General features: G+C 69.6%; 20 protein-coding genes and 1 pseudogene. 13 read left to right on the forward strand and 8 right to left on the reverse strand.

What is annotated here, in order from left to right; all coding sequences use genetic code 11:
• Window positions 1-8: 8 nt before the first annotated feature.
• From BW982_RS08955 to BW982_RS08970, 4 genes are all read right to left on the reverse strand, one after another.
• Window positions 9-764, reverse strand: a complete 756-nt coding sequence (locus BW982_RS08955) for an ABC transporter permease (RefSeq protein WP_076492415.1) — start codon at window positions 762-764, stop codon at window positions 9-11.
• Entirely contained in the window at window positions 761-1,549 is a 789-nt protein-coding gene (locus tag BW982_RS08960; protein WP_076492417.1) for an ABC transporter ATP-binding protein, read from the reverse strand. The genes BW982_RS08955 and BW982_RS08960 overlap by 4 nt, the downstream gene beginning before the upstream one ends.
• A gap of 87 nt (window positions 1,550-1,636) precedes the next feature.
• Window positions 1,637-1,996: a DUF1048 domain-containing protein gene (locus BW982_RS08965; protein WP_076492419.1), complete on the reverse strand. Its 360-nt coding sequence runs from the start codon at window positions 1,994-1,996 to the stop codon at window positions 1,637-1,639.
• A 1-nt stretch (window position 1,997) separates the two neighbouring features.
• On the reverse strand, window positions 1,998-2,327 hold the full coding sequence (locus BW982_RS08970) for a PadR family transcriptional regulator (RefSeq protein WP_076492422.1): 330 nt from the start codon (window positions 2,325-2,327) through the stop codon (window positions 1,998-2,000).
• A gap of 229 nt (window positions 2,328-2,556) precedes the next feature.
• Between BW982_RS08970 and BW982_RS18510 the strand changes: the two genes are divergently transcribed.
• From BW982_RS18510 to BW982_RS09000, 7 genes are all read left to right on the forward strand, one after another.
• Entirely contained in the window at window positions 2,557-2,727 is a 171-nt protein-coding gene (locus BW982_RS18510; protein ID WP_175611064.1) for a hypothetical protein, read from the forward strand.
• The gene (locus BW982_RS18650; protein WP_076492425.1) at window positions 2,724-2,804 is read left to right on the forward strand and encodes a potassium-transporting ATPase subunit F; all 81 of its coding nucleotides are present in this window, start codon (window positions 2,724-2,726) and stop codon (window positions 2,802-2,804) included. Before BW982_RS18510 ends, BW982_RS18650 begins: the two co-directional genes overlap by 4 nt.
• Window positions 2,805-2,815: 11 nt before the next feature.
• Window positions 2,816-4,486, forward strand: a complete 1,671-nt coding sequence (gene kdpA / locus BW982_RS08980; RefSeq protein ID WP_175611070.1) for a potassium-transporting ATPase subunit KdpA — start codon at window positions 2,816-2,818, stop codon at window positions 4,484-4,486.
• Between the two features lie 2 nt (window positions 4,487-4,488).
• A complete protein-coding gene (kdpB, locus tag BW982_RS08985) occupies window positions 4,489-6,624 on the forward strand; it encodes a potassium-transporting ATPase subunit KdpB (protein WP_076492430.1) in 2,136 nt (711 codons plus the stop codon).
• Between the two features lie 11 nt (window positions 6,625-6,635).
• A complete protein-coding gene (kdpC, locus tag BW982_RS08990; RefSeq protein WP_076492433.1) occupies window positions 6,636-7,226 on the forward strand; it encodes a K(+)-transporting ATPase subunit C in 591 nt (196 codons plus the stop codon).
• A 320-nt stretch (window positions 7,227-7,546) separates the two neighbouring features.
• Window positions 7,547-10,081: a DUF4118 domain-containing protein gene (locus tag BW982_RS08995; RefSeq protein WP_076492436.1), complete on the forward strand. Its 2,535-nt coding sequence runs from the start codon at window positions 7,547-7,549 to the stop codon at window positions 10,079-10,081.
• Window positions 10,078-10,749 (forward strand): response regulator, encoded by a 672-nt coding sequence (locus BW982_RS09000; RefSeq protein WP_076492438.1) that lies wholly within the window; start codon window positions 10,078-10,080, stop codon window positions 10,747-10,749. Before BW982_RS08995 ends, BW982_RS09000 begins: the two co-directional genes overlap by 4 nt.
• A 305-nt stretch (window positions 10,750-11,054) precedes the next feature.
• On the opposite strand, the gene BW982_RS09005 is transcribed toward BW982_RS09000, so the two are convergent.
• Window positions 11,055-11,528, reverse strand: a complete 474-nt coding sequence (locus BW982_RS09005) for a hypothetical protein (RefSeq protein ID WP_076492441.1) — start codon at window positions 11,526-11,528, stop codon at window positions 11,055-11,057.
• Window positions 11,529-11,794: 266 nt separating this feature from the next.
• On the opposite strand from BW982_RS09005, the gene BW982_RS09010 reads away from it, so the two are divergent.
• From BW982_RS09010 to fdhA, 4 genes are all read left to right on the forward strand, one after another.
• Window positions 11,795-13,036, forward strand: coding sequence for an aminotransferase class V-fold PLP-dependent enzyme (locus BW982_RS09010; RefSeq protein ID WP_076492443.1), 1,242 nt, complete (start codon window positions 11,795-11,797; stop codon window positions 13,034-13,036).
• On the forward strand, window positions 13,033-13,488 hold the full coding sequence (gene sufU, locus BW982_RS09015; RefSeq protein WP_076492445.1) for a Fe-S cluster assembly sulfur transfer protein SufU: 456 nt from the start codon (window positions 13,033-13,035) through the stop codon (window positions 13,486-13,488). Before BW982_RS09010 ends, sufU begins: the two co-directional genes overlap by 4 nt.
• A gap of 143 nt (window positions 13,489-13,631) precedes the next feature.
• Window positions 13,632-14,069, forward strand: a complete 438-nt coding sequence (locus tag BW982_RS09020) for a hypothetical protein (protein ID WP_076492448.1) — start codon at window positions 13,632-13,634, stop codon at window positions 14,067-14,069.
• A gap of 231 nt (window positions 14,070-14,300) precedes the next feature.
• Entirely contained in the window at window positions 14,301-15,518 is a 1,218-nt protein-coding gene (gene fdhA / locus BW982_RS09025) for a formaldehyde dehydrogenase, glutathione-independent (RefSeq protein ID WP_076492450.1), read from the forward strand.
• A 45-nt stretch (window positions 15,519-15,563) separates the two neighbouring features.
• Here the strand turns inward: fdhA and BW982_RS09030 are convergent, their stop codons facing one another.
• Entirely contained in the window at window positions 15,564-16,541 is a 978-nt protein-coding gene (locus tag BW982_RS09030) for an SRPBCC family protein (protein ID WP_076492453.1), read from the reverse strand.
• 18 nt (window positions 16,542-16,559) lie between these two features.
• Window positions 16,560-16,925: an ArsR/SmtB family transcription factor gene (locus BW982_RS09035; RefSeq protein ID WP_076492455.1), complete on the reverse strand. Its 366-nt coding sequence runs from the start codon at window positions 16,923-16,925 to the stop codon at window positions 16,560-16,562.
• Between the two features lie 447 nt (window positions 16,926-17,372).
• Here BW982_RS09035 and BW982_RS18590 point away from each other — a divergent pair, with 447 nt between their 5' ends.
• Both BW982_RS18590 and BW982_RS09045 read left to right on the forward strand, forming a co-directional pair.
• Window positions 17,373-17,501: a hypothetical protein gene (locus BW982_RS18590; RefSeq protein ID WP_303046678.1), complete on the forward strand. Its 129-nt coding sequence runs from the start codon at window positions 17,373-17,375 to the stop codon at window positions 17,499-17,501.
• Between the two features lie 50 nt (window positions 17,502-17,551).
• A pseudogene (locus tag BW982_RS09045) lies at window positions 17,552-18,709 on the forward strand (IS3 family transposase).
• A gap of 150 nt (window positions 18,710-18,859) precedes the next feature.
• On the opposite strand, the gene BW982_RS09050 reads toward BW982_RS09045, so the two are convergent.
• Window positions 18,860-22,633: a YobI family P-loop NTPase gene (locus BW982_RS09050; protein WP_076492458.1), complete on the reverse strand. Its 3,774-nt coding sequence runs from the start codon at window positions 22,631-22,633 to the stop codon at window positions 18,860-18,862.
• Window positions 22,634-22,846 lie beyond the last annotated feature (213 nt).

Consider the following 22,846-nt stretch of genomic DNA (forward strand, 5'->3'; position numbering starts at 1 on the left):
CCGCAGATTCAGGAGCGCCGGAACAGCGCCACCGCGGCCACCCACGCGACCGCGAGGATCCCCGCACACCAGGCCAGTGCGATCCACACGCTCGCGCCGACGGGCTGCTGCGCGAGCAGCGCGCGGATGGCATCCACGAGGGACGTCACGGGCTGGTTCTCGGCGAACCAGCGCACCGGACCCGGCATGGTGTCGGTCGGCGCGAACGCCGAACTGACGAACGGCAGGAAGATGAGCGGGTAGCTGAAGGCGCTCGCGCCGTCGATGGTCTTCGCCGCGAGCCCGGCGACGACCGCCACCCACGTGAGGGTGAGCGTGTAGGCCATCAGGATGCCGACCACGCCGAGCCACTCCCCGACCGAGGCGCCCGAGCGGAAGCCCACGAGCAGCGCCACCCCGACGACCAGCGCGAGCGACACCGCGTTGGCCAGCAGCGAAGTGAGGACGTGGCCCCACAGGACGCTCGCCGGCGCGATCGGCATCGACCGGAGGCGGTCCACGATCCCGCCGCGGACGTCCAGGAAGACCCGGTACGCGGTGTACGCGATTCCGGATGCCACGGTGATGAGCAGGATGCCGGGCAGCAGGAAGTCCACGTACGCGGTGCCGCCGGTGTCGACGGCACCGCCCAGGACGAAGACGAACAGCAGCATGATGGCCACCGGCATGACGGCGGTCGTGACGATCGTGTCGGGGCTGCGGAGGATGTGCCGCAGCGAGCGGCCGGTGAGGACCGCAGTGTCCGAAAGCGCGTGCGTGGTCATGATTCCTCCGTGTCGATCGGGTCGGTCGCGCCGACGATGGCGAGGAAGATCTCCTCGAGGGTCGGCTGCTTCTCCACGTACTCGACGGTCGTCGGCGGGAACAGGGCCCGGAGCTCGGCGAGCGTCCCCTCCGCGATGATGCGTCCACCGTGGAGGATCGCGATGCGGTCGGCCAGGTGCTCGGCTTCGTCGAGGTACTGGGTCGTGAGCAGCACGGTGGTGCCCGACGCGGCGAGCGAGCGCACGGCATCCCACACCTCCCGGCGGGCCTGCGGGTCGAGTCCCGTCGTCGGCTCGTCCAGGAAGATCACGGCGGGCTCGCCGACGAGGCTCATCGCGATGTCGAGGCGTCGGCGCATGCCGCCGGAATACGTGGATGCCGCGCGGCCGGCGGCATCCGTCAGCGAGAACCGCGCGAGGAGCTCGTCGGCGACACGCGTCGGGTCGGGCACGTGTCGCAGGCGGGCGACGAGCGTGAGGTTCTCGCGGCCGGTGAGGACCTCGTCGACGGCGGCGAACTGGCCCGTCAGACTGATGGACGCCCGGACGCGCGCGGCCTGGGTGGCCACGTCGGCTCCGTCGACCGTCGCAGTCCCGCGGTCGGCGCGCAGCAGGGTCGACAGGATGCGGACGGCGGTCGTCTTCCCGGCGCCGTTGGCGCCGAGGAGGGCGACGACGGTGCCGCGCTCGACGTCGAGGTCGAGGCCGTCGAGCACCTTGACGTCGCCGTAGGACTTGGTGAGGTTCCGGACGCGGACGGCGGGACCGGTATCGGTGATGGGCATGTTCTTCCTCTCGCGGTGGTCCGGCCGGAGGGCGCACGAAGCCATCGCCTCCGGCCAGCCGGGTCCGGAGGGCGTGTGCGAGCGGGATCAGCCCTGGGTGCGGGCCGCCTCGTCGATGGCGCGGGCGAGACGTGCGCGCTCGCGCCCGATCCAGCTGCCGTCGCCGTAGTTCGCCATGAACTCCTCGGCGAACGCCGACGGTTCGGTACCCGTCAGGTCGCGGATGGGCGTCCCCGCGGCGGCGGCCTGCTCGAGCAGATCGGCGAGGTCGGTCACCATGCGGATGAGGGCGTTGCTGTCGTCCGTCGGCCCGAGGTTGAGCACGTACCGCTCGAGGGCGCGGCCCGCCTGCCGGTAGGGGGCGGGGAGGGCGTCCAGGCGGCGCCGGTACTCGCGCCACTGCTTCTTGGCGCCCAGGTCGCCGATGATCTTCTCGTACCAGGCCATGTCATTTCCCTTCGTCGCGGAGATGCTCGAGCCGATCGGCGAGCACACCCCAGGTGGTCCAGAATTCGGCGAGCTGCGCCCGCCCCGTGTCGTTGAGGGTGAAGACCTTGCGCGGCGGCCCCTTCTCGGATGCCACCTTCTCGACGTCGACGAGGTCCCGCTGCTCGATGCGGACGAGGATCGCGTACACCGTGCCCTCCGCGAGGTCGGTGAAGCCGCGGTCGCGGAGGTCGGCGGTGATCTCGTACCCGTAGGCCGGTCGCCGCGCCAGGACGGCGAGGACGACGCCCTCGAGCACTCCCTTGAGCATCTCGGTGTCGTGTCTGCCCATGCGGTACTCCTCACCATTGACTACCGCTACAAAGTAACACTGAGTACTGGTACTTAGCAAGAGCGAGTAGCACCCGCGTAAGCGCCCCGTATGCGTCCGCGGACGGGCCGTAGGGAAAGCGTTAGGGCCGCACGAACGCGGCGCGGGGAGGAGTTGCATCGACACACGTGCCGCTGTGCGGTGCCCGCGCCACAGCAGTCGCGCGGAAGAACCCGAACCTGGAGTCATCGTGCTCGATGTCGTCTACCTCGTCGCGATCCTGGCGCTCTTCGCGCTGGTCGCGCTCATCGCGCAGGGGGTCGAGAAGCTGGGCCCGCAGCCCGGCGCTCCCTCCGCGCGCACCCCCGGACGCGGCGCACAGCCGCCGGCCGCCCCCGGACGAGGGGGCGACTCGGCATGAGCATCCTCGCCGCCGTCCTCGCGATCGCCGCCGTGGTCTACCTCGTGATCGCGCTCGTGCACCCGGAGAAGTTCTGATGGATGCCGGAATGATCTGGTCCATCGTCCTGACCAGCCTCACGCTCATCGTCGCCCTGGGCTTGGCCTACCGTCCCCTCGGCGACTACATCGCCCGCATCTACACCGGCCAGCGCGATCTGGCCGTCGAACGGGTCACCTACCGGGCCATCGGCGTCGACCCCCGCGGCGCGCAGACGTGGCAGGCCTACCTGCGGTCGGTGCTGCTGTTCTCGGCCGTCGGCGTGGTCTTCGTCTACGCGATCATGCGCCTACAGGCGGTGCTGCCGTTCTCGCTCGGCCTCGAATCCCCCGGGGAAGCCCTGTCGTTCAACACCGCGGTGTCGTTCGTGACCAACACGAACTGGCAGTCGTACTCGGGCGAGACGACGCTCGGCTACACGGTGCAGTTCGCCGCGCTCACGGTGCAGAACTTCGTCTCCGCCGCGGTCGGCATCGCCGTCGCGGTGACCCTGGTCCGCGGCTTCGCGTACCGCCGCAGCGGCGTCATCGGCAACTTCTGGGTCGACCTCGTCCGCGGCACCTACCGGCTGCTGCTGCCCTTCTCGATCGTGGCCGCGGTGGTCCTCCTCGCCGGCGGCGTGATCCAGAACCTGAGCGGATTCACGGATGCCACGACCCTCGCGGGCGCGGCCCAGTCGATCCCCGGCGGGCCGGTGGCATCCCAGGAGGCGATCAAGCTCCTCGGCACCAACGGCGGCGGGTTCTTCAACGTCAACTCGGCGCACCCGTTCGAGAACCCCGCGCCCTGGACGAACCTGTTCGAGATCTTCCTGATGCTCGTGATCCCCTTCTCGCTTCCCCGCGCGTTCGGCCGCATCGTCGGCGACGACCGCCAGGGCTACACGATCCTCGGGGTCATGGCCGCGATCTTCGTGGCATCCGCGGCCCTCCTCACGTGGGCCGAGCTCGCCGGTGCGGGCACCGCCCCGCAGCTCGCGGGCGGTGCAATGGAGGGCAAGGAGGTGCGATTCGGCATCTTCGGCTCGACTCTGTTCGGCACGACGAGCACGCTCACCTCCACCGGTGCGGTCAACTCGATGCACGACAGCTACACCGCGCTCGGCGGCATGATGCCGATGATCAACATGATGCTCGGCGAGATCGCGCCCGGCGGCGTCGGTTCGGGCCTGTACGGCATGCTGATCCTCGCCGTGATCGCGGTGTTCGTCGGCGGCCTGCTCATCGGCCGGACGCCCGAGTACCTCGGCAAGAAGATCGGGCCGCGCGAGATCAAGCTCGCGAGCCTGTACATCCTCGTCACGCCGACGCTCGTGCTGGCCGGCACCGCCCTGAGCTTCGCGATCCCCGGCATCCGCGACGATGTCGAGTCGACGTCGATCTGGAACCCGGGCGTCCACGGCCTGAGCGAAGTGCTCTACGCCTTCACGTCGGCGGCGAACAACAACGGTTCGGCGTTCGCGGGACTCACCGCGAACACCCCGTGGTTCAACACCGCGCTGGGCGTCGCGATGCTCCTCGGACGCTTCCTGCCGATCGTGTTCGTGCTGGCCCTGGCCGGTTCGCTCGCGGCCCAGGATGCCGTGCCCGCCACCGCCGGAACCCTGCCGACGCACCGCCCGCAGTTCGCCGGCCTCCTCGCCGGTGTCGCGGTGATCGTCACCGCCCTCACCTACTTCCCGGTCCTCACCTTGGGACCCCTGGCCGAAGGACTCGTCTGACCATGTCCACGCTCACGCACGCCCCGGCTCCCGCCGAGGCCCCGACTCCGGCACCGCGCCGCGCGTTCAGCGCCGCGCAGATCGTCGCCGCGCTCCCGGGAGCGGCGAAGAAGCTCAACCCCGCGTCGCAGTGGCGCAACCCCGTCATGTTCCTCGTGTGGGTGGGGGCGGCGCTGACGACCCTCATCGCGCTCACCGAGCCGTTCCTCGGCGGCGGTGACGCCTCCCTCCCGTTCGGCTTCACGTGGGGCATCGCGATCTGGCTGTGGCTCACGGTGTTCTTCGCGAACGTCGCGGAGTCCGTCGCCGAGGGCCGCGGCAAGGCGCAGGCCGCAACGCTGCGCAAGACCCGCACGACGACCACCGCCCGTCGCGTGGTCTCCTACGACGCGAAGGCGGACGCCCTGGCATCCACCGCCGCCGTCGAGGAGGTGCAGTCGGGCGACCTGAAGGTCGGAGATGTCGTGCTCGTCGAGGCGGGGCAGCTGATCCCCGGTGACGGCGACATCGTCGCGGGCATCGCGACCGTCGACGAGTCCGCGATCACGGGCGAGTCGGCACCGGTCGTGCGCGAGTCCGGCGGCGACCGCAGCGCCGTGACCGGCGGCACGCGCGTGCTGAGCGACCGCATCGTGGTGCGCATCACGTCCAAGCCGGGCGAGACGTTCGTGGATCGCATGATCGCGCTGGTCGAGGGAGCGTCGCGCCAGCGCACGCCCAACGAGATCGCGCTGAACATCCTGCTGGCGAGCCTGTCGATCGTGTTCGTCGTGGTCGTGCTCGTGCTGAACCCGATCGCCTCCTACGCGGCATCCCCCGTCTCGATCCCCGTGCTCGTCGCACTGCTGGTGTGCCTCATTCCGACGACCATCGGCGCGCTTCTCAGCGCCATCGGCATCGCGGGCATGGACCGTCTCGTGCAGCGCAACGTCCTGGCGATGTCGGGCCGGGCCGTCGAGGCCGCGGGCGACGTCACGACGCTGCTGCTCGACAAGACCGGAACCATCACCTACGGCAACCGCCGGGCTTCGGCGTTCGTGCCCATGAAGGGCGTCGGCGGCCCCGAGCTCGCCGAGTACGCCTCGATGTCGTCGCAGGCCGACCCGACGCCGGAGGGCGTCTCGGTCGTCGAGCTCGCCGCCGCGCAGGGAGTGGTGGCCGAGATGCCCCGCGGCGCCGAGCCCGTCCCGTTCACGGCCCAGACCCGCATGAGCGGCCTCGACCTCGCGGACGGGACCCAGGTGCGCAAGGGCGCCGGATCCGCCGTGATCGCCTGGCTCGCGGCATCCGGGAGCCCGGTCCCCGAAGACCTGCGCGCGCAGCTGCAGACCCAGACGGATGCCATCGCCCAGTCCGGCGGCACGCCGCTGGTGGTCGCGACACTGGCGGGCGGCGCGGGCCGCGTGCTCGGCGTCATCCACCTCAAGGACGTCGTGAAGGAAGGCCTCCGCGAGCGGTTCGGGGAGCTGCGGGCCATGGGCATCCGCACCGTCATGATCACGGGCGACAACCCGCTCACGGCCAAGGCGATCGCCGCCGAGGCCGGCGTGGACGACTACCTCGCCGAGGCCACGCCTGAGGACAAACTCGCCCTCATCCGCCGCGAACAGGAGGGCGGCAACCTCGTCGCCATGACCGGTGACGGCACCAATGACGCCCCGGCGCTCGCGCAGGCCGACGTCGGCGTCGCGATGAACACCGGCACGTCGGCCGCGAAGGAGGCCGGCAACATGGTCGACCTCGATTCCGACCCGACGAAGCTCATCGACATCGTGCGCATCGGCAAGCAGCTGCTCATCACCCGCGGCGCGCTCACGACGTTCTCCCTCGCCAACGACATCGCGAAGTACTTCGCGATCATCCCGGCGATGTTCATGGGCGTGTTCCCGGGCCTCGCCGTGCTGAACATCATGCAGCTGTCGTCGCCGGCCTCCGCGGTGCTCAGCGCGATCATCTTCAACGCGATCGTCATCATCGTGCTCATCCCCCTCGCCCTGCGCGGAGTGAAGTACCGCGCCGCGAGCGCGTCGAGCATCCTCAGCCGCAACCTGCTCGTGTACGGGCTCGGCGGCATCCTCGTCCCCTTCATCGGCATCAAGCTCATCGACCTCGTCGTGAGCCTGCTCCCGGGTTTCTGAAAGGCCCCGACATGCGCACCACCCTGCGTACCACCGGCGTCGCCGTCCGCGCGATGCTCGTCTTCACCGTTCTCCTGGGCATCGGCTACATGCTGCTGATCACCGGGATCGGCCAGCTCGCCCTCCCGGCGCAGGCCAACGGCTCGCTCGTCCGCTCCGCCGACGGCGGCGTGGTCGGCTCCTCGCTCATCGGGCAGTCGTTCCAGGATGCCGACGGCAACGCGCTGCCGGAGTACTTCCAGTCGCGTCCCTCGGCCGCCGGCGACGGCTACGACTCGGCCGCGTCCAGCGGGTCGAACTGGGGCCCGGAGAACGAGGACCTCATCGCCGCGATCGAGGAGCGCCGCACCGCCGCCGTCGAGCTCGACGGCGCGGGGACGGTCCCCGCCGACGCGCTCACCGCCTCGGCCTCGGGCCTCGACCCCGACATCTCGGTCGCCAACGCCGAACGCCAGGTCGCGCGGGTCGCCGAGGCCCGGGGCCTCCCGGTCGCCGACGTCCAGGCGCTCGTGGCGGCGAACACCCGCGGGCGCGACCTGGGCTTCCTCGGCGAGCCCCGGGTGAACGTGCTCGAGCTCAATCGTGCGCTGGACGCCCGATGACGCGCGAGAATCGCTGACATGCGCACGCGTCCTCCCGCCGCCGTCGCCCCTCGCGGGCGGCGGCGGTGCGGCGCGTCCGCGGCCGTGGCGGGGGCCGGTGCCGTAAGCGTGGCCGGTGCCGCACCCAGGTTGAGTGTCCAGAACACGCCGATCGCCCGCCGCCGCAACGGCGTGTCTTGGACACTGGGATCTGAGCAGCACAGCAACGCCGCTGCAGAGTCCGGCGCCGCACCCAGGTCGAGTGTCCGCAACACGCGGACAGCCGCACGGCGCGCCGGCGTGTCTTGGACACTGAAGCCACAGCACTCCGGGAGCCCCACGTGAAGCGCGGACACCTGCGCGTACTGCTCGGCGCGGCGCCGGGCGTCGGCAAGACGTACGAGATGCTCGAGGAGGGCCGCCGTCTCGCCGCGGAGGGACGCGACGTCGTCATCGCGATCGTCGAGACGCACGGCCGCGCCGCCACCGCCGCGCAGGCGGACGGCCTCGAGGTCGTCCCGCGCAGAGTCACCGCGCACCGGGGCGTGGACCTCGACGAGATGGACCTGGATGCCGTGCTCTCGCGGCATCCGCAGATCGCCCTCGTCGACGAGCTCGCGCACACCAATGCCCCCGGCTCCGCGAACGAGAAACGGTGGCAGGATGTCGAGGCACTGCTCGATGCCGGCATCGACGTGATCACCACGGTCAACGTGCAGCACATCGCTTCGCTCGGCGACGTCGTCGAGAAGATCACGGGCGTCGTGCAGCGCGAGACGGTGCCGGATGCCGTCGTCCGCTCAGCAGATCAGATCGAGGTCGTCGACCTCGCGCCCCAGTCGCTGCGCGACCGGCTGGCATCCGGGTTCGTCTATCCGGCCGAACGGATCGACGCGGCCCTGTCGAACTACTTCCGCCTCGGCAACCTCACCGCACTCCGCGAGCTCGCGCTGCTCTGGCTCGCCGACGAGGTCGACTCCGCGCTGCAGCGCTACCGCGTCGAGCAGGGCATCGAGGGCTCGTGGCAGGCGCGCGAACGCGTCGTCGTCGCCCTCACCGGTGGCGCCGAGGGCGAGACGCTGCTCCGCCGGGGCGCCCGCATCGCCGCGCGTTCGGCGGGCGGCGAGCTGCTCGCCGTGCACGTGTCGACACAGGACGGCCTGCGGGCCGAAGAACCCGGCGCCCTCGCCGTGCAGCGCGCGCTCGTCGAGTCGCTCGGCGGAACGTATCACCAGGTCGTGGGCGACGACGTCGCCGCCGCGCTCGTCGACTTCGCGCGTTCGGTGAACGCGTCGCAGCTCGTCATCGGCGTCAGCCGCCGCGGGCGCCTCGGTGCGGCCCTGACCGGCCCCGGCATCGGCGCGACCGTCATCCGCCTCTCCGGCGACATCGACGTGCACATCGTCAACCACGCCCGCGCGGGCGGGCGCTTCGCCCTCCCCCGCCTCACCGGTCCGGCGCTGAGCGCGAAGCGGCGCATCCTCGGCTTCGTCACGGCGCTCGCAGGCGGTCCGCTGCTGTCGTGGCTGCTGATCGCCACGGGCACCGACGAATCGATCACCACCGACGTGCTCGCCTACCAGTTGCTCGTGGTCGTCGTGGCCCTCATCGGCGGCATCTGGCCCGCCGTGTTCGCCGCGGTGCTGTCGGGCCTGACGCTGGACTTCCTGTTCATCCAGCCGCTGTACACGGTCACCATCGCCGACCCGATCCACGCGATCGCCCTGGTGCTGTACGTGGTCATCGCGATGCTCGTCAGCGTCGTCGTCGACCAGGCCGCCCGCCGCGCCCGTGCAGCGCGCCGGGCCGCCGCCGAATCCGAGATGCTCGCCACGGTGGCCGGCAGCGTCCTGCGCGGAGAGAGCGCGGTACCGGCGCTGGTCACCCGCGCCCGCGAGGCGTTCGGACTCGCGGGGGTGCGGCTCGTGGCATCCGACGGGTCCGTCCTCGCCACCGACGGAGAGCCGGTGCGTGACGGCCGGCTCATCGACGTGCCCGTGGGCGACGGGCGCGCGCGCCTCGAACTGCACGGCAGAGACCTGGATGCCACGGAGCGCCGCCTCCTCGACGTCATCGTCGCGCAGCTCGCCGCCGCCCTGGAACGCACCGATCTAGCCGAGACCGCGGCCGAGGCGGGTGTGCTCGCGGCGACCGATCAGGTGCGCAGCGCCCTGCTCTCGGCCGTGAGCCACGACCTGCGCCGGCCGCTCGCCGCCGCCGTCGCCGCCCTCGGGGGCCTGCGCGCCGCCGGCGACCACCTTTCGCCCGACGATCGCCGCGAGCTTCTGGAGACCGCGGACGAGAGCCTGGCCACCCTCTCGGTGCTCGTCACCGACCTGCTGGACGTCAGCCGCGTCCAGGCCGGAGTGCTCGCGGTATCGCTGGCGCCGGTGGATTCGGCGGGCGTCGTGCTCGCGGCGCTCGACGAGCTCGGCCTCGGTCCCGACGACGTCGAGCTGGCACTGGACCCCGACCTGCCGCTGTTGCGGGCCGACCCGGTGCTGCTGCAGCGGGTGATCGTGAACGTGCTGAGCAACGCCGTCCGGTTCACGCCTTCCGGAGGGCGCGCCCGCGTCGCGACGAGCCGGCTCGGTGGCGTCGCCGAGATCCGCGTGATCGATCACGGCCCCGGGGTCGCCCCCGAGCGTCGGGGCGACATGTTCGCGCCGTTCCAGCGGCTCGGCGACACCGACAACACGGTCGGCCTCGGACTCGGCCTGGCGCTCTCACGCGGCTTCGCGGAGGGCATGGGCGGAACCCTCACCCCCGAGGACACCCCGGGCGGCGGGCTGACGATGGTCGTCTCGCTTCCGGTGGTGCTGCCGTCCGCCGGCCCCGAGTCCCCGGCATCCCTCCCCCGAACGGAGAACCGATGAAGGTCCTCATCGCCGACGACGACCCGCAGCTCGTGCGGGCGCTGCGGATCACCCTCGCCGCGCACGGATACGACGTCGTCGCCGCGGCCGACGGGGCGGCGGCCATCACGCTCGCCGCCCAAGCGCACCCCGACATCGTGCTGCTCGACCTGGGGATGCCGCACCTCGACGGCGTGCAGGTGATCCAGGCGCTGCGCGGGTGGACGACCGCGCCGATCATCGTGGTGTCCGGCCGCACCGGTTCCGCAGACAAGGTCGAAGCACTGGATGCCGGAGCCGACGACTACGTCACGAAGCCGTTCCAGATCGACGAGCTGCTCGCTCGGCTGCGCGTGCACGCGCGGCGGTCGGTGCCGTCGAGCGGTGAGTCGGTGGTGCGGTTCGCCGACGTCGAGGTCGACCTCGCCGCGAAGGCCGTCACCCGCGCCGGCACCCGCGTGCATCTCACCCCGACGGAGTGGCGGATGCTGGAGTTCCTCGCCCGCAACCCCGGCTCGCTCGTGACGCGGCAGACGCTGCTGAAGGAGATCTGGGCCAGCGAGCAGGTCGCCGACAGCGGGTACCTCCGCCTGTACATGTCGCAACTGCGGAAGAAGCTCGAGGCCGAGCCCTCCGCGCCCGCGCACCTGCTGACCGAGCAGGGCATGGGGTACCGACTGGTGCTGTAGCCGCGGGGCGGTCCGCGGCGGGTCCCTCCCCCTCCCCCGCTGACTTGGCACAAACGCGCGCAAGACCAAGGGCCCGGCGTACACAAGCCCGAAGTCAGCGACCACACGCGGCACGCGGGGCCGCCCGCCGCGGCCGCTCCCCGCTGACTTGGCACAAACGCACGCAAAACCACGATCCCGGCGTACACAAGCCCGAAGTCAACGGTCGGAGACGACGCACGGGTCGGGATCCGCCGCCTCCGCGGCCTCGAACTCCGCCTGCACCCGGGCGCAGCGGCAGGCGTAGACGATCGAGTGGAGGAGCATCAGCGGACCTCGCCGACCGTGCGGCATCCGGGGCAGGGGAACGCGACGCGATCCCCCACGCGCATATCGCCCGGCAGCGTGACGCTCCCGACCGGACGCCCCGCCGCATCGACGACGGCGAACCGCTCGTCGTACGCGTGCGACACCCGCCCGAGCAGACGCGCCTCCTTCCACACCGCGTCGAGCCCTGCGGCACAGGCGTCGAGCCGGAGCGTTCCGGGCCCGGCATCCACGACGGTCGCCACCACGACGGTCGTCGACAGGACCGTGGATGCCACCCCTCCCGACGCCGGGATCACCGCCGGGCCCGTGCAGACGCACGGCGTGCCGCAGATGTCGGCGTACCGGGCGACGGACATGGCGCGGACGGTGACGTCGTCGAGCGTCGGTGCGGAACCGGCGGGCCACGCCGTCGCGTCGAACGGCGCGGGGATGCTCGCGCGGAGGGTGGGGAGGAGAGCGGTGAGGGTCATGGCATCCGGTCTACGCCGGGCACAGGGCCGCTTCCGCCCCGCTGACGTTTCCCGTGCGGGCCCGGGCCGGTTCCTCACGGTGCCGCGGCGGCGGAACCGGCCCCCGGCACCACGAGACTGCATCCGCCCGACATCCCCACTGCAGCCTGCGCCGGTTTCGTCCGCAGCGTGCAGTCTCGCGGCTCGCCCCGCCCACGCCCGCCGACGCCGGCGGCTCCGCCGGGCGGCCCAGCCCCCACCCACCCGCCGCCGCGTAGCCTAGAACCGTGACCCTCCCCTTCGACGTGGCCGCCGTGCGCGCCGAGTTCCCGATCCTCGGCACCGAGATCGACGGGCGGCCCCTCGTCTACCTCGACTCCGGCGCGACGAGCCAGAAGCCACGCGTCGTCCTGGATGCCGAGCGCTACTTCCTCGAGACCTCGAACTCCGCGGTCCACCGGGGCGCGCATACGCTCGCCGCCGAAGCGACGGAACTGTTCGAGGACGCCCGTGCCGCCGTCGCCGAGTTCGTCGGCGGGACGCCCGAGCAGCTCGTGTGGACCTCGGGCGCGACCGCGGGGCTCAACCTCGTGGCCGGCTCGCTCGGCTATGCGGGGCGCCTCCGCGAGGGCGACGAGATCGTGGTCACCGAGTCGGAGCACCACGCGAACCTCATCCCGTGGCAGGAGCTCGCGGCCCGCACCGGCGCGCGACTGCGCCCCATCCCGGTGCACGACGACGGAACGCTCGACATGGTCGCGGCCGCCGACCTCATCGGCGCCCGCACGAAGGTCGTCGCGTTCCCGCACGTCTCGAACGTCCTCGGCATCGTGAACCCGGTCGCCGAACTCGTCGCCCTCGCGAAGGGCGTCGGCGCGCTGACCGTGCTCGACGCGTGCCAGTCGGCGCCCCACCTCGTGCTGGACCTGCCCGCATCCGGCGTCGACCTGGCCGTCTTCTCCGGCCACAAGATCTTCGGCCCCTACGCGATCGGCGGACTGTGGGGCCGCGAGGACGTGCTCGAGTCGCTCCCGCCGTTCACGACCGGCGGTTCGATGATCACGACCGTGACGCTGGAGAAGGCCGAGTTCCTCCCGCCGCCGCAGCGGTTCGAGGCGGGGACGCAGCCGGTGTCGCAGGCGATCGGACTCGCCGCCGCCGTGCGCTGGTTCGGCGCGCTCGACCGCGACGCCGCGCACGCGCACGAGGCCGCCCTCGAGAAGCGCCTCCGCGAGGGACTGCGCTCGATCAATGGCATCCGTCTGCTCGGAGACACGGATGCCGCCGAGCGCGTCGCCCTGCAGGCCTTCGACGTCGAGGGGGTCCACGCGCACGACGTGGGGCAGTTCCTCGACAGCCGCGGCGTCGCCGTCCGCGTGGGACACCACTGCGCGCAGCCGCTGCACCGCCGTTTCGGCCTGACCGCGTCGGTGCGCGCGAGCGCTGCGGTCCACACCACGACCGACGAGGTCGACACGTTCCTGGATGCCGTGTCCGGCGTCCGCGGCTTCTTCGGGGTGAACGCATGAGCGGTCTGGAATCCCTCTACCAGGACCTGATCCTCGACCACTCGAAGAACCGTCGCGGTTTCGGACTGGCAGACCCCGGAGCGCACAGCGCCACCGTGCATCAGCGCAATCCGATCTGCGGCGACGAGATCACGCTGCGGGTCGACGTCGACGGCGACCGCGTGGCATCCATCAGCTGGCAAGGTGCGGGCTGCTCGATCTCGCAGGCCTCCGCGTCGATGCTGGTGGCGTTGCTCGAAGAGGACGGCGGGGACGACGGGATGCCGACGACCGACGCCGAGGCCCTGATCGCGAAGTTCCGCGAGGCCCTGCGTTCGCGCGGGCAGATCCCTCTCGACGAGGAGACGTTCGGCGATGCCGCGGCACTCTCCGGCGTCTCGAAGTACACCGCGCGCGTGAAGTGCGCGATGCTCGCGTGGGTGGCGCTCGAAGAGGGGCTGCGGCAGGCCTGAGCCGCCCGGCCGCCCGGCACAACCTCAGCGATCGGCACCAGCTCAGCGGCATCCCGACCCCGTGGACTGAGGTTGCGCGAATCGCTGAGCGAACGCGGCGGGCGGCGCTAGTCTGCGGGCAGACCCACGGAAGGACGGATGCCATGGCGGCAGGATTCAGCGACGAAGAACGCGCGGCGATGAAGCAGCGTGCCGAGGAGCTCAAGGCCATGAACGGTCTGAAGGGTGCGGCGAAACTCGAGAAGGAGAACGAGGCCTGCCTCGAGGCGATCGACAAGCTCGAGGACGTCGACCGCGCGGTCGCGGAGCGTCTCCACATGATCGTTCTCGAAGAGGCATCCCACCTCACCCCGAAGACCTACTACGGCTTCCCGGCCTACGCGAAGGAGGGCAAGGTCGTGGTGTTCTACCAGCCGGCCTCGAAGTTCAAGACGCGCTACGGCACGGTGAGCTTCGACGACTCCGCGCAGCTCGACGACGGCCCGATGTGGTCGGTGTCGTACGCGGTGATCGAGGTCACGCCCGAGGTGGAGCAGAAGATCCGCGAGCTGGTGCGGCGGGCGGCCCCGGCGCCGGCCTGACGCGGTCGGCCCGCGACGGACCCCACCCGACGCGGTGGGCTGCCCCGGGCGACGCCCCACCCTACGCCTCGGAGCGCGAACGCGCACCCGCCTTGCCCCTCCCCTCCCGTCGTCGTTTCGTGGAGGCATCCGCCGCGTCGGCACATCCCCACCGGATGCCGCGCGGCGGGGGGTCTACGGACCCTGCCTGCACGACACGATCGGTCGGGCGACCGGCCGGAGAGGACGAAGATGTCAGGGAACAGAGCAGTCGCATACAAGGAGCCCGGGGTCGTCGAGGTCGTCGACACCGACTATCCGGAGTTCGAGCTGAAGGACGGACCGGGGGTCAACCCGGCCAACGTCGGCCGCAAGGTGCCGCACGGCGCGATTCTGCGCACGGTGTCGACGAACATCTGCGGCTCCGACCAGCACATGGTGCGCGGTCGCACCACCGCACCCGCGGGGCTCGTGCTCGGGCACGAGATCACCGGCGAGGTCGTCGAGGTCGGACCCGATGTCGAGTTCGTCAAGGTCGGCGACATCGTCTCGGTCCCGTTCAACATCGCTTGCGGCCGCTGCCGGAACTGCAAGGAGGGCAAGACCGGCATCTGCCTGAACGTGAACCCCGACCGCCCCGGAAGCGCCTACGGCTACGTCGACATGGGCGGCTGGGTCGGTGGTCAGGCCGAGTACGTCCTCGTGCCGTACGCCGATTGGAACCTGCTGGTGTTCCCCGACCGCGACCAGGCGCTGGAGAAGATCCTGGACCTGACGATGCTGTCCGACATCTTCCCCACAGGCTTCCACGGCGCGTACACCGCGGGCGTCCGCCCCGGATCGACGGTGTACATCGCCGGTGCCGGACCGGTGGGCATCGCCGCGGCGGTCGGCGCGCAGCTGCTGGGTGCCGCGGCGGTGCTCGTCGGCGACCTCAACGCCGAGCGGCTCGCGCAGGTGCGGTCGCTGGGCTTCGAGAGCGTCGACGTGTCGAAGGGCGATCCGGGAGAGCAGATCGAGCAGATCCTCGGTGTGCCCGAAGTGGATGCCGCGGTGGACGCGGTCGGCTTCGAGGCCCGCGGCCACGGTGCCGATGCCGGACACGAGGCACCGGCGACGGTGCTGAACTCGCTGTTCCAGGTGACGGCGGCAGGTGGTGCCCTCGGCATCCCGGGTCTGTACGTCACCGGCGACCCGGGCGGTGTCGACGAGGCGGCCAAGGTCGGTTCGCTGTCGCTGCGGTTGGGTCTCGGCTGGGCCAAGTCGCTGTCGTTCACCACGGGCCAGTGCCCGGTGATGAAGTACAACCGGCAGCTGATGATGGCGATCTTGCACGACAAGGTGCAGATCGCGAAGGCGGTCAACGCGACGCCGATCAGCCTCGACGAGGCTCCCCAGGGCTACGCCGACTTCGACAAGGGCGCGCCGCGCAAGTACGTGCTGAACCCGAACGGGTACATCGCGGCCTGACCGACGAGGGGGATGCCGCGGCGTCGAGGCCGCGGCATCCCTTTGTCATCCGACGAGCTCGCGCTCCAGGCGCGCGTAGCTCGTCTCCATGCCGTCGACCATGCCGGTGGCGAGGACCATGTCGCGGGTCGCGGCATCCGGGTACTCGATCAGCAGCGTGAGGAGCGTCGCGCCGTCCTCTTCGTAGAGGGACAGATCGTTCGTCGTGGAGGGGAAGTCGGTGCCGGTCATGTGCTCGGTCTGCACGACGCGGCGCGGTGCCTCGATGTAGAGAACCTCGCCGTCGAAGCCGAACGCCTCGCCCTCGGTGCCGGGTTCGGGGGCCCACGCGGTGCGGTAGGCCGCGCCGACGGTGTCGCCGATCTCGCACTCCGTCATGCGCCACCCGTCGGGGCCGAGCAGCCAGCGCTTCATCAGCTCGGGGTCGGTGTGGGCGCGCCACACCAGGTCGCGCGGGCCGTCGATGAGCCGCGTGATGCGCACGTGCTGATCGCTCAGCACCTCGAGCTGCGTGCCCTTGCCCTGCGCGTAGGCGCGGAGGTCCTGCAACACGATGTCGAGCTGGTTCATCGCGAGGGTCGAGCCCTCGACGACACCCATCGCCACGACCTGCTCGAGCGCCTCGGCCGACGCGAAACGCGACACGCTGGTGAGCCGGGAGCCCTCGGGGGTCGCCGCGAACGTCAGCGCCATGCGCATCGCCGGCATCGTCTCGAGGGGTTCGCCGTCGTCGTCGGCGAAGGAGTCGATGACCTCGTACCCCCGCGGCGGGTCGATCGAGAGGAACTCCCAGGTGCCATTGGCGCTCTCGCCGGTCGGCGACGTCATGCGGTACTTCGCGCGACCGCCGGGGGCGAAGTCGAACGTGTCGAAGGTCGACGGCCACCCGGGAGGACCCCACACCCGCTCGAGCTGGCGCGGGTCGGTGAACACCGCCCACAGCCGTTCGGGCCCGACCGGGAAGTCGGCGACAAGGGTCAGGGTGAGCGCTTCGGCGTCGGTCTCGACGGAGGTGACGGGCATGAGGGACTCCTTCGTTTCTCAGTTCGGTCGGGGGGATGCCGTGGCATCCGGGTCTTCGGCGAGGAGGGCGTCGAGGCGGTCGATGCGTCCTCGCCAGAGGTCTTCGTACGAGCGGAGGAGCCGCTGCACGCGGGCGATGGCCTCGGGTTCGGCACTCACGAGACGCTCCCTCCCCTCGGCGCGCTTGCGGACGAGTCCGGCCTCGACGAGCACGCCGATGTGCTTCGAGACCGCCGCGAACGACATCGCGTATCCCGCGGCGAGCGCCGACACCGACTGCTCGGCGACGAGCGTGCGCCGGACGATGTCACGCCGAGTCGCATCGGCCAGCGCGTGGAACACGCGGTCGATGTCGGCGTCGGTGGGTGTGATTCGTTCAACCATTTGGTTGCAAGTTAGCGGTCACGGCGCTCCGGCGCAAGACAGAGATGTCAGGAACGCGTTCGGGTGACACAAACCGGCCATGTGTGACGTAGGCGGGCGGTCGAATGACATCGAGTGACACGACACGCCGAGTGTTGGGGCTCCGATCGGCCCATCGTCCTCCCAACGTCAGACAGCGACTTCGCTTGCGAGAGGTGATGCGAGTGCTCTCAGCAGCTGGACCTCGCAGATCGTCCCCCGACGCCGCACATCGTCGACTGAGCTTCATTGAATCTCGCGTCCGGACGACCGCGCGCATCAGAAGTCCGGCCACGGATGGGCTGTCGTCGGACGGGATCTCGGCGATCGACACTGGGTGACGATCGATCCTCAGCCCTTGCGTAAGTCGAAAGGCGTCCGCTTCAGATTCACGTCCAACCTATATTCCGGCAACCGGCCGGGACACACGTGTGGTACGAGTCTCAGGAAGAGCGCTGGGAGGTCCTCTGGTTGGAGTTCAGCGGACAGGTCGAAAAGCTGTGGGCGCAGCCGGTAGCGACCACCTTCGGGCACGGATCGGGTCTGCTGCACTGGTAGGTGACATCTGAGTTGGGTTGCCCGGGAGGGTGCCCTGGAAGGATGGCATTGTGCCCAAGCCCTATCCGAGCGAGTTCCGTGACGACGTTGTGCGTGTCGCCAGGAGTCGCTAGCCCGGTGTGACGCTCAAGCAGATCGCGGCTGGCTTCGGTGTCCATCCGATGACCCTCACGCAACGGATGCGACGTGCCGCGGTCGAGGAGGGCGCGAAGCCCGGTGTAACGCGGTCCGAGGGTGCCGAGCTGCGGGAGGCGCGGAAGCGGATCCGGTTACTGGAGCAAGAGGTCGAGGTGCTGCGGCGGGCGGCGGCGTATCTGTCTCAGACGAACCTGCCGGGAAAAGGCTCTACCCGCTCGTGACCGAGCTCGCCGCTGACGGTGTTCCCGTTGCGGTGACGTGCCGTGTGCTCAAGCTGACTCGCCAGCCCTACTACCGGTGGCTGGCGAACCCGATCACGGATGCCGAACTCGTCGGGGCTTATCGTGCGAACGCGCACTGCGACGATCCCGCGTTCGGCCACCGATTCCTTCTGGATGAGGCCCGCGACGCGGGTGAGGTCGTGGCGGAGCGGACGGCGTGGCGGATTTGTCGCGACAACGGCTGGTGGTCCGCATTCGGGAAGCGTCGCCGCGGGAAGGGGCGGCGTCCCGGCCCACCGGTTCACGATGATCTCGTGCGCCGGGAGTTCACCGCGGATGCGCCGAACCGGCTCTGGCTCAGCGACATCACGGAACACAGGACCGGTGAAGGCACGCTCTACCTTTGCGCGATCAAAGACGTGTTCTCGAACCGGATCGTAGGGTCTTCGATCAGCGACCGGATGAAAGCTCGTGTCGCGGTCGACGTGGTCGCGAACGCCGTCGCGCGGCGCGGGAACGTCGCTGGCTGCATGCTCCACACCGACAGAGGATCTCAGTTTCGTGCCCGGAAGCTCGTGCGAACTCTGCACCGCTACGGGATGCTCGGATCGATGGTTCGAGTCGGCGCGGCAGGCGATTTCGCCGCGATGGAATAGTTCTTCAGCCTGCTCCGGAAAGAACGTTCTCAACCGGCGGTCCTGGGATTCGAGGGAGCGAATCCGCATCGCGATCGTCACGTGAATCGAACGCACCTACCACCCACGCCACCGCCGCCAGAAACGACTCCACGGATTGACCCCCATCGAGTACGAAGCAATCATGAGCACCGACCTCGCCCTCGCGGCGTGACTACAAACCGTCACCTACCGGTGCAGCAGGCCCGCCTGTGACGTCGGCAGATCGGCTTGCCGAACCGACAGCGCCATTCCCGGCCGGACTCCGTGCGGCGGATCCCGGCAATGATGGCCGCCAAATTTTCAGCGGATATCGACCGAAGCTTCATGCCTGGCGGCGGAGGGACACACGCCGTCGTTCGCGTTCCGGCTTGTGGTCGCTGACGATGCCGGCCGCCTTCAGCCGGTCGAGCACTTTCCGGTGGGCTACGTCGTCCGGGACGAGCGGCCGCCCGGACCCCCGGTCGGCGATCGAAGGGTAAGGGTCGCCGAGCGCGCGCAGCTCCGCCCGCAGTTCGTCGAGAGTAACCGTGGTGGAAGCCGCGAGGAGTGCCACGACGCTCTCGTCCGGAGCGCCTGCGGCCCTGAGCTGATCGATCACGGCGAAGGGCGCGTCAGTGCCCGAGGCCGCCGCGGTCGAGCCGAGTGCGCGAATTGAGGTACGGCTCGCCCCGGGGATGAAGACCGCGAGATTCGACAGGACTGCGTCCTTCAGTCGTGTCGAGACGACGGTGCTCCGTAGGAAGGCCGGGATGTCGGCTTCCGGGAGGACAGCCGGGGAGATGAATACGGGCACGTCACTCGACCTGATCAGGGCCGCCTCACGAGTCGGCCAATCAGGAACAAGCGAGCTCGAGAAAGTCGCCTCCTCGTCCGCCAGCAGACCTGCCGCGATCATCAGCCCTACGATCTCACCTCTCTCGGGCGTCAGCGATGCCGGCGGGATCGGTTCCGCAAGTTCGAGGCTCGCGGCGAGCATCACACGGTGCACGGCGGAAGGGATCACCTGCCGTGCGCTGATGATCGCGACGGCGAGTCGGTTACGCTCCGCGTCCGCGACTTCGCCGGGCAGCTCAACCGCCTCAACGTCACCGAGGAGTAGGCCGATGCTCTCGTCGAGCGCGCCGACGCGGTCGAGATACGCCAGCAGATTCGCGGCGGAAACCGTGACCCGCCGGGTAGCCGCAAGAGCGCGCCACGCGCCCTCCGGGGCGTCGGCGATCGCATCCACGTGGCAGTGCGCGGACGCCGCTTCAACGATCCGCTGGAGGTCTTCGTCGGCGACCGCCGCATCATGTGCGCTGGCCAATACCGGGAGGAACTGGTGAGGATCATCGACCGTAACAGCACCCTGCTGGCCGGCGATAATCGCAAGATACTTGGTCATCCGCCCCAGCGCCGCGGCGTATACGGCCTCGCTGTTTGCGCGGATGGCGTCCAGAGCGAGCGATGGCTGCCCGGTCAGGTTCTCGATGTTGACCGCGTTGAGCTCGTACGCGCCCAGCTCGATGACGCGCGACCGGGCGATGCTGTTCAACGGCGCCGTCGCGGGCAGCTGGATCCCGAGCTTCGCGATCGCGTCCACGGCTGCTGGTTTCGGGACGACCATTACCTTCGTGCTGGTGGGCGCGGGTGTGCTGATCGAGGGGAACTTCGCGTAGTGCTCGATCACGAGATCGGCGAACTCGCCGGTCGACGGCTCGCCAATCTCTGCGCCCGCGGATGCGAGCGCGACGTCGATGAGCTCGCCAAGTACCTCGCCGGGGGCGCCAATGACGATGTCTGCGATCTTTGTCGGCAGGAGCCGCGCGAGGATGCGCACGAACCGCGCCCGCGAGGTGCCGGCCTGTAGATAAGCCTCCGCGAAGTCGCGGTCGTCCCGGCCCCAGGCGGCGACGTGCCGAACGATCATCTCCGCCTCACCAGGGCGGCTCACCAACAGATGATCGAGGACTCGAATGTTGTAGGCAGCGCGGTCCCGGAAGATGTCTGTGCCTTTGTCTCCGATGATCGCCTCGACATCCTCGGGGTCCAACTCCGCATGGATGTCAGCAGCGCCGCGGTCGAGAGCATGCACGATGTAGTTGAGGGCCCGCGGGCGCAAGTGCTGCCCGTAGTAGATAGAGACGTACAGTGCGAAGTACTCGTTGAGGTAGCCAGACGCCACGAGTGCGCGGGCTAGCCGCGACTTCAGTATCCGTGCCACCGCCTGTTCGAACGTCTCGGCCACCTTTCCGCCTTCAGCACTGGATTGGAACTCGCTCCGCTCACAGATCTCGCTCCACGCGTGGTGCCGGAGGAAGGCGATGTCAACCTGGGCCTGGCGCTGGACCTCGATCTGTGCCGCACGATCCACCTTCGCCCACTGCGCTGCGTCGATCGGGGTTCCCATTAGCGTCTGCAGCTGATCGGTGGACAGGCTCATATGATGACCGGTCTGACGGTTGGTGAAGGCTAGTGCCGGGCGCTCATTGGACAGCTGGGTCCAAAGCGCGGGTGATCGCAGTTGCGGGCCCTCGTGCGGAGTGTTCCCCACACGCAGTTGCACGTACTCGGAGTAGTGCTGGCCAACGGGCGTGGCCCTCATCACGAGCTCGAGGCGATCTCCGAGCTGTCTCGCCCGGTTGTCCAGCGTCCTCTCGATCGCCAACTGCTCGGCTGCCGCGCGCTCACGGGCCTGCGCTGTGACCACTGCCGCCTTCACGATGCCGCGCCACGCATCGTGGAGGCGGTCAAGGTCGCTGCTGCCGAAACGAATGGCTTCGAAGTCGGCCATGTGGACGCACTTATAGACGATCAACGCGAACAGCCGGTCGGCATCGATCCCAGGCATTTGGTTCGGCGTGCCAAGCAGCCGGTCGGCGTAGATGTCGTACTCGTTGCGCATGTCGGTGATGAGCCGCATGTCCGCGACAAACCGGGCGACCACATTGATGAGGTCGGGGGACACCTCGGTGCCGTCCATGGCGTCGAGCATCAGGTCACGAGCGTTGCGGTGGGTGATGAACGGCACGATCGGGATGACGATGTCGAAGAACTTGGTGCGGTTGGCTCGCCGTACCTCATCGTCGGCGGCGTCCGCTCGCGCGCCACTGCGCGCCGGCTCGGACGTATCCGAATCATCGGTTGCCGTGTCGTCGCCGAGCTTTTCGAAGACGCTGTCGCGCAGCGCATAGATGAACTTCACCTCCGGCAGCGAATCGCTCTTCCGAAACGCACGGTCGGCCTGAGCCTCCGTCATCGTCGTCTTCGTCACCGTGCGAATGCGTCGGCGCCCACGGACCTGCTCCGTCCCGTTCAGGAGGGTGTTCAGGGCGCGCAGCGTCTCGAAGATATGCGGGTCCTCGAAACGGTCGATGTCCTCGAAGATGACAATGTCGCGACCGCTCCGCTCGAAGAAGTACACGATCTCATCCATGTACTGGTCGAAGTAGCTGGACGATGTCGCAGCGAGCGAGACCGTCGCGGGCCCGGCGCTGAGCTTCTCCAAGAAGACCCGATTGTGCGTGAGCCACCGGATCGCGTAGATCACTCCCGACAGAATTGCCAGCAGGCCAAGTCCTGCCAGCACGACCCACCCCAACGCCGGGTCATCGCCGAGGAACGTCAAGAGCGGCGCTGCGAGGCCGGACAGCCACAGGACAGCCAGGACCAACACCCCCAGCCCCATCGCGACGCCCGCTTCCCGCCATACTCGGAACCGCGACAGCCGGCGGAACCGGGAACCGCGAGTACGCTCGGGCGCATCCCGATAGAGGATCTGCTTGACGATCTCCTTCTGGATCAGATTTGTCTTCGTCCACGCCGCCGGGTTCGTCTGCGTCGACCCATCGGGCTGCTCCTCCGCCACCCCAACTGTCGAGAGCGACAACTCCAGCACACGGTCCTTGAACTCGTCCAGCTCGCCGAGATGCTGTAGCACGCTGCTCTTGCCTGTGCCGTAGGCGCCGGTCAGTGCGATGTTCCGGACATCGTCCTGCTCACGGAGCGCACGCACGAGCGCGCGCAGGTACACGCCGTGTCGCTCCTCGTCGTAGCTCGGTGCGAGGCTCCTGAGCGAGATCGAGTCTTTGGCAGCGGGCTCGGGCGCATCGGGCATAGCGTGATGCTATTCGAGGAGGTAGACACGCCGGGATCGCGCGTGACTTGGATTGCCGGATCCCTGAGGTAGGCGCCAGCGCCGAGCGTCATAACGACCAATCCCCGTCTCATGGCGAGAACGCCGCCGGGACGGCGGGAAATGGTCACGACAAAGTGGTGCCGATCGCTCTGCTGAACGCCGCCAGGCGTGACATCAGGTGTCATCTCGCCG

Origin of the sequence: Microbacterium sp. RURRCA19A (assembly GCF_900156455.1) — a bacterium.
Lineage (GTDB): Bacteria > Actinomycetota > Actinomycetes > Actinomycetales > Microbacteriaceae > Microbacterium.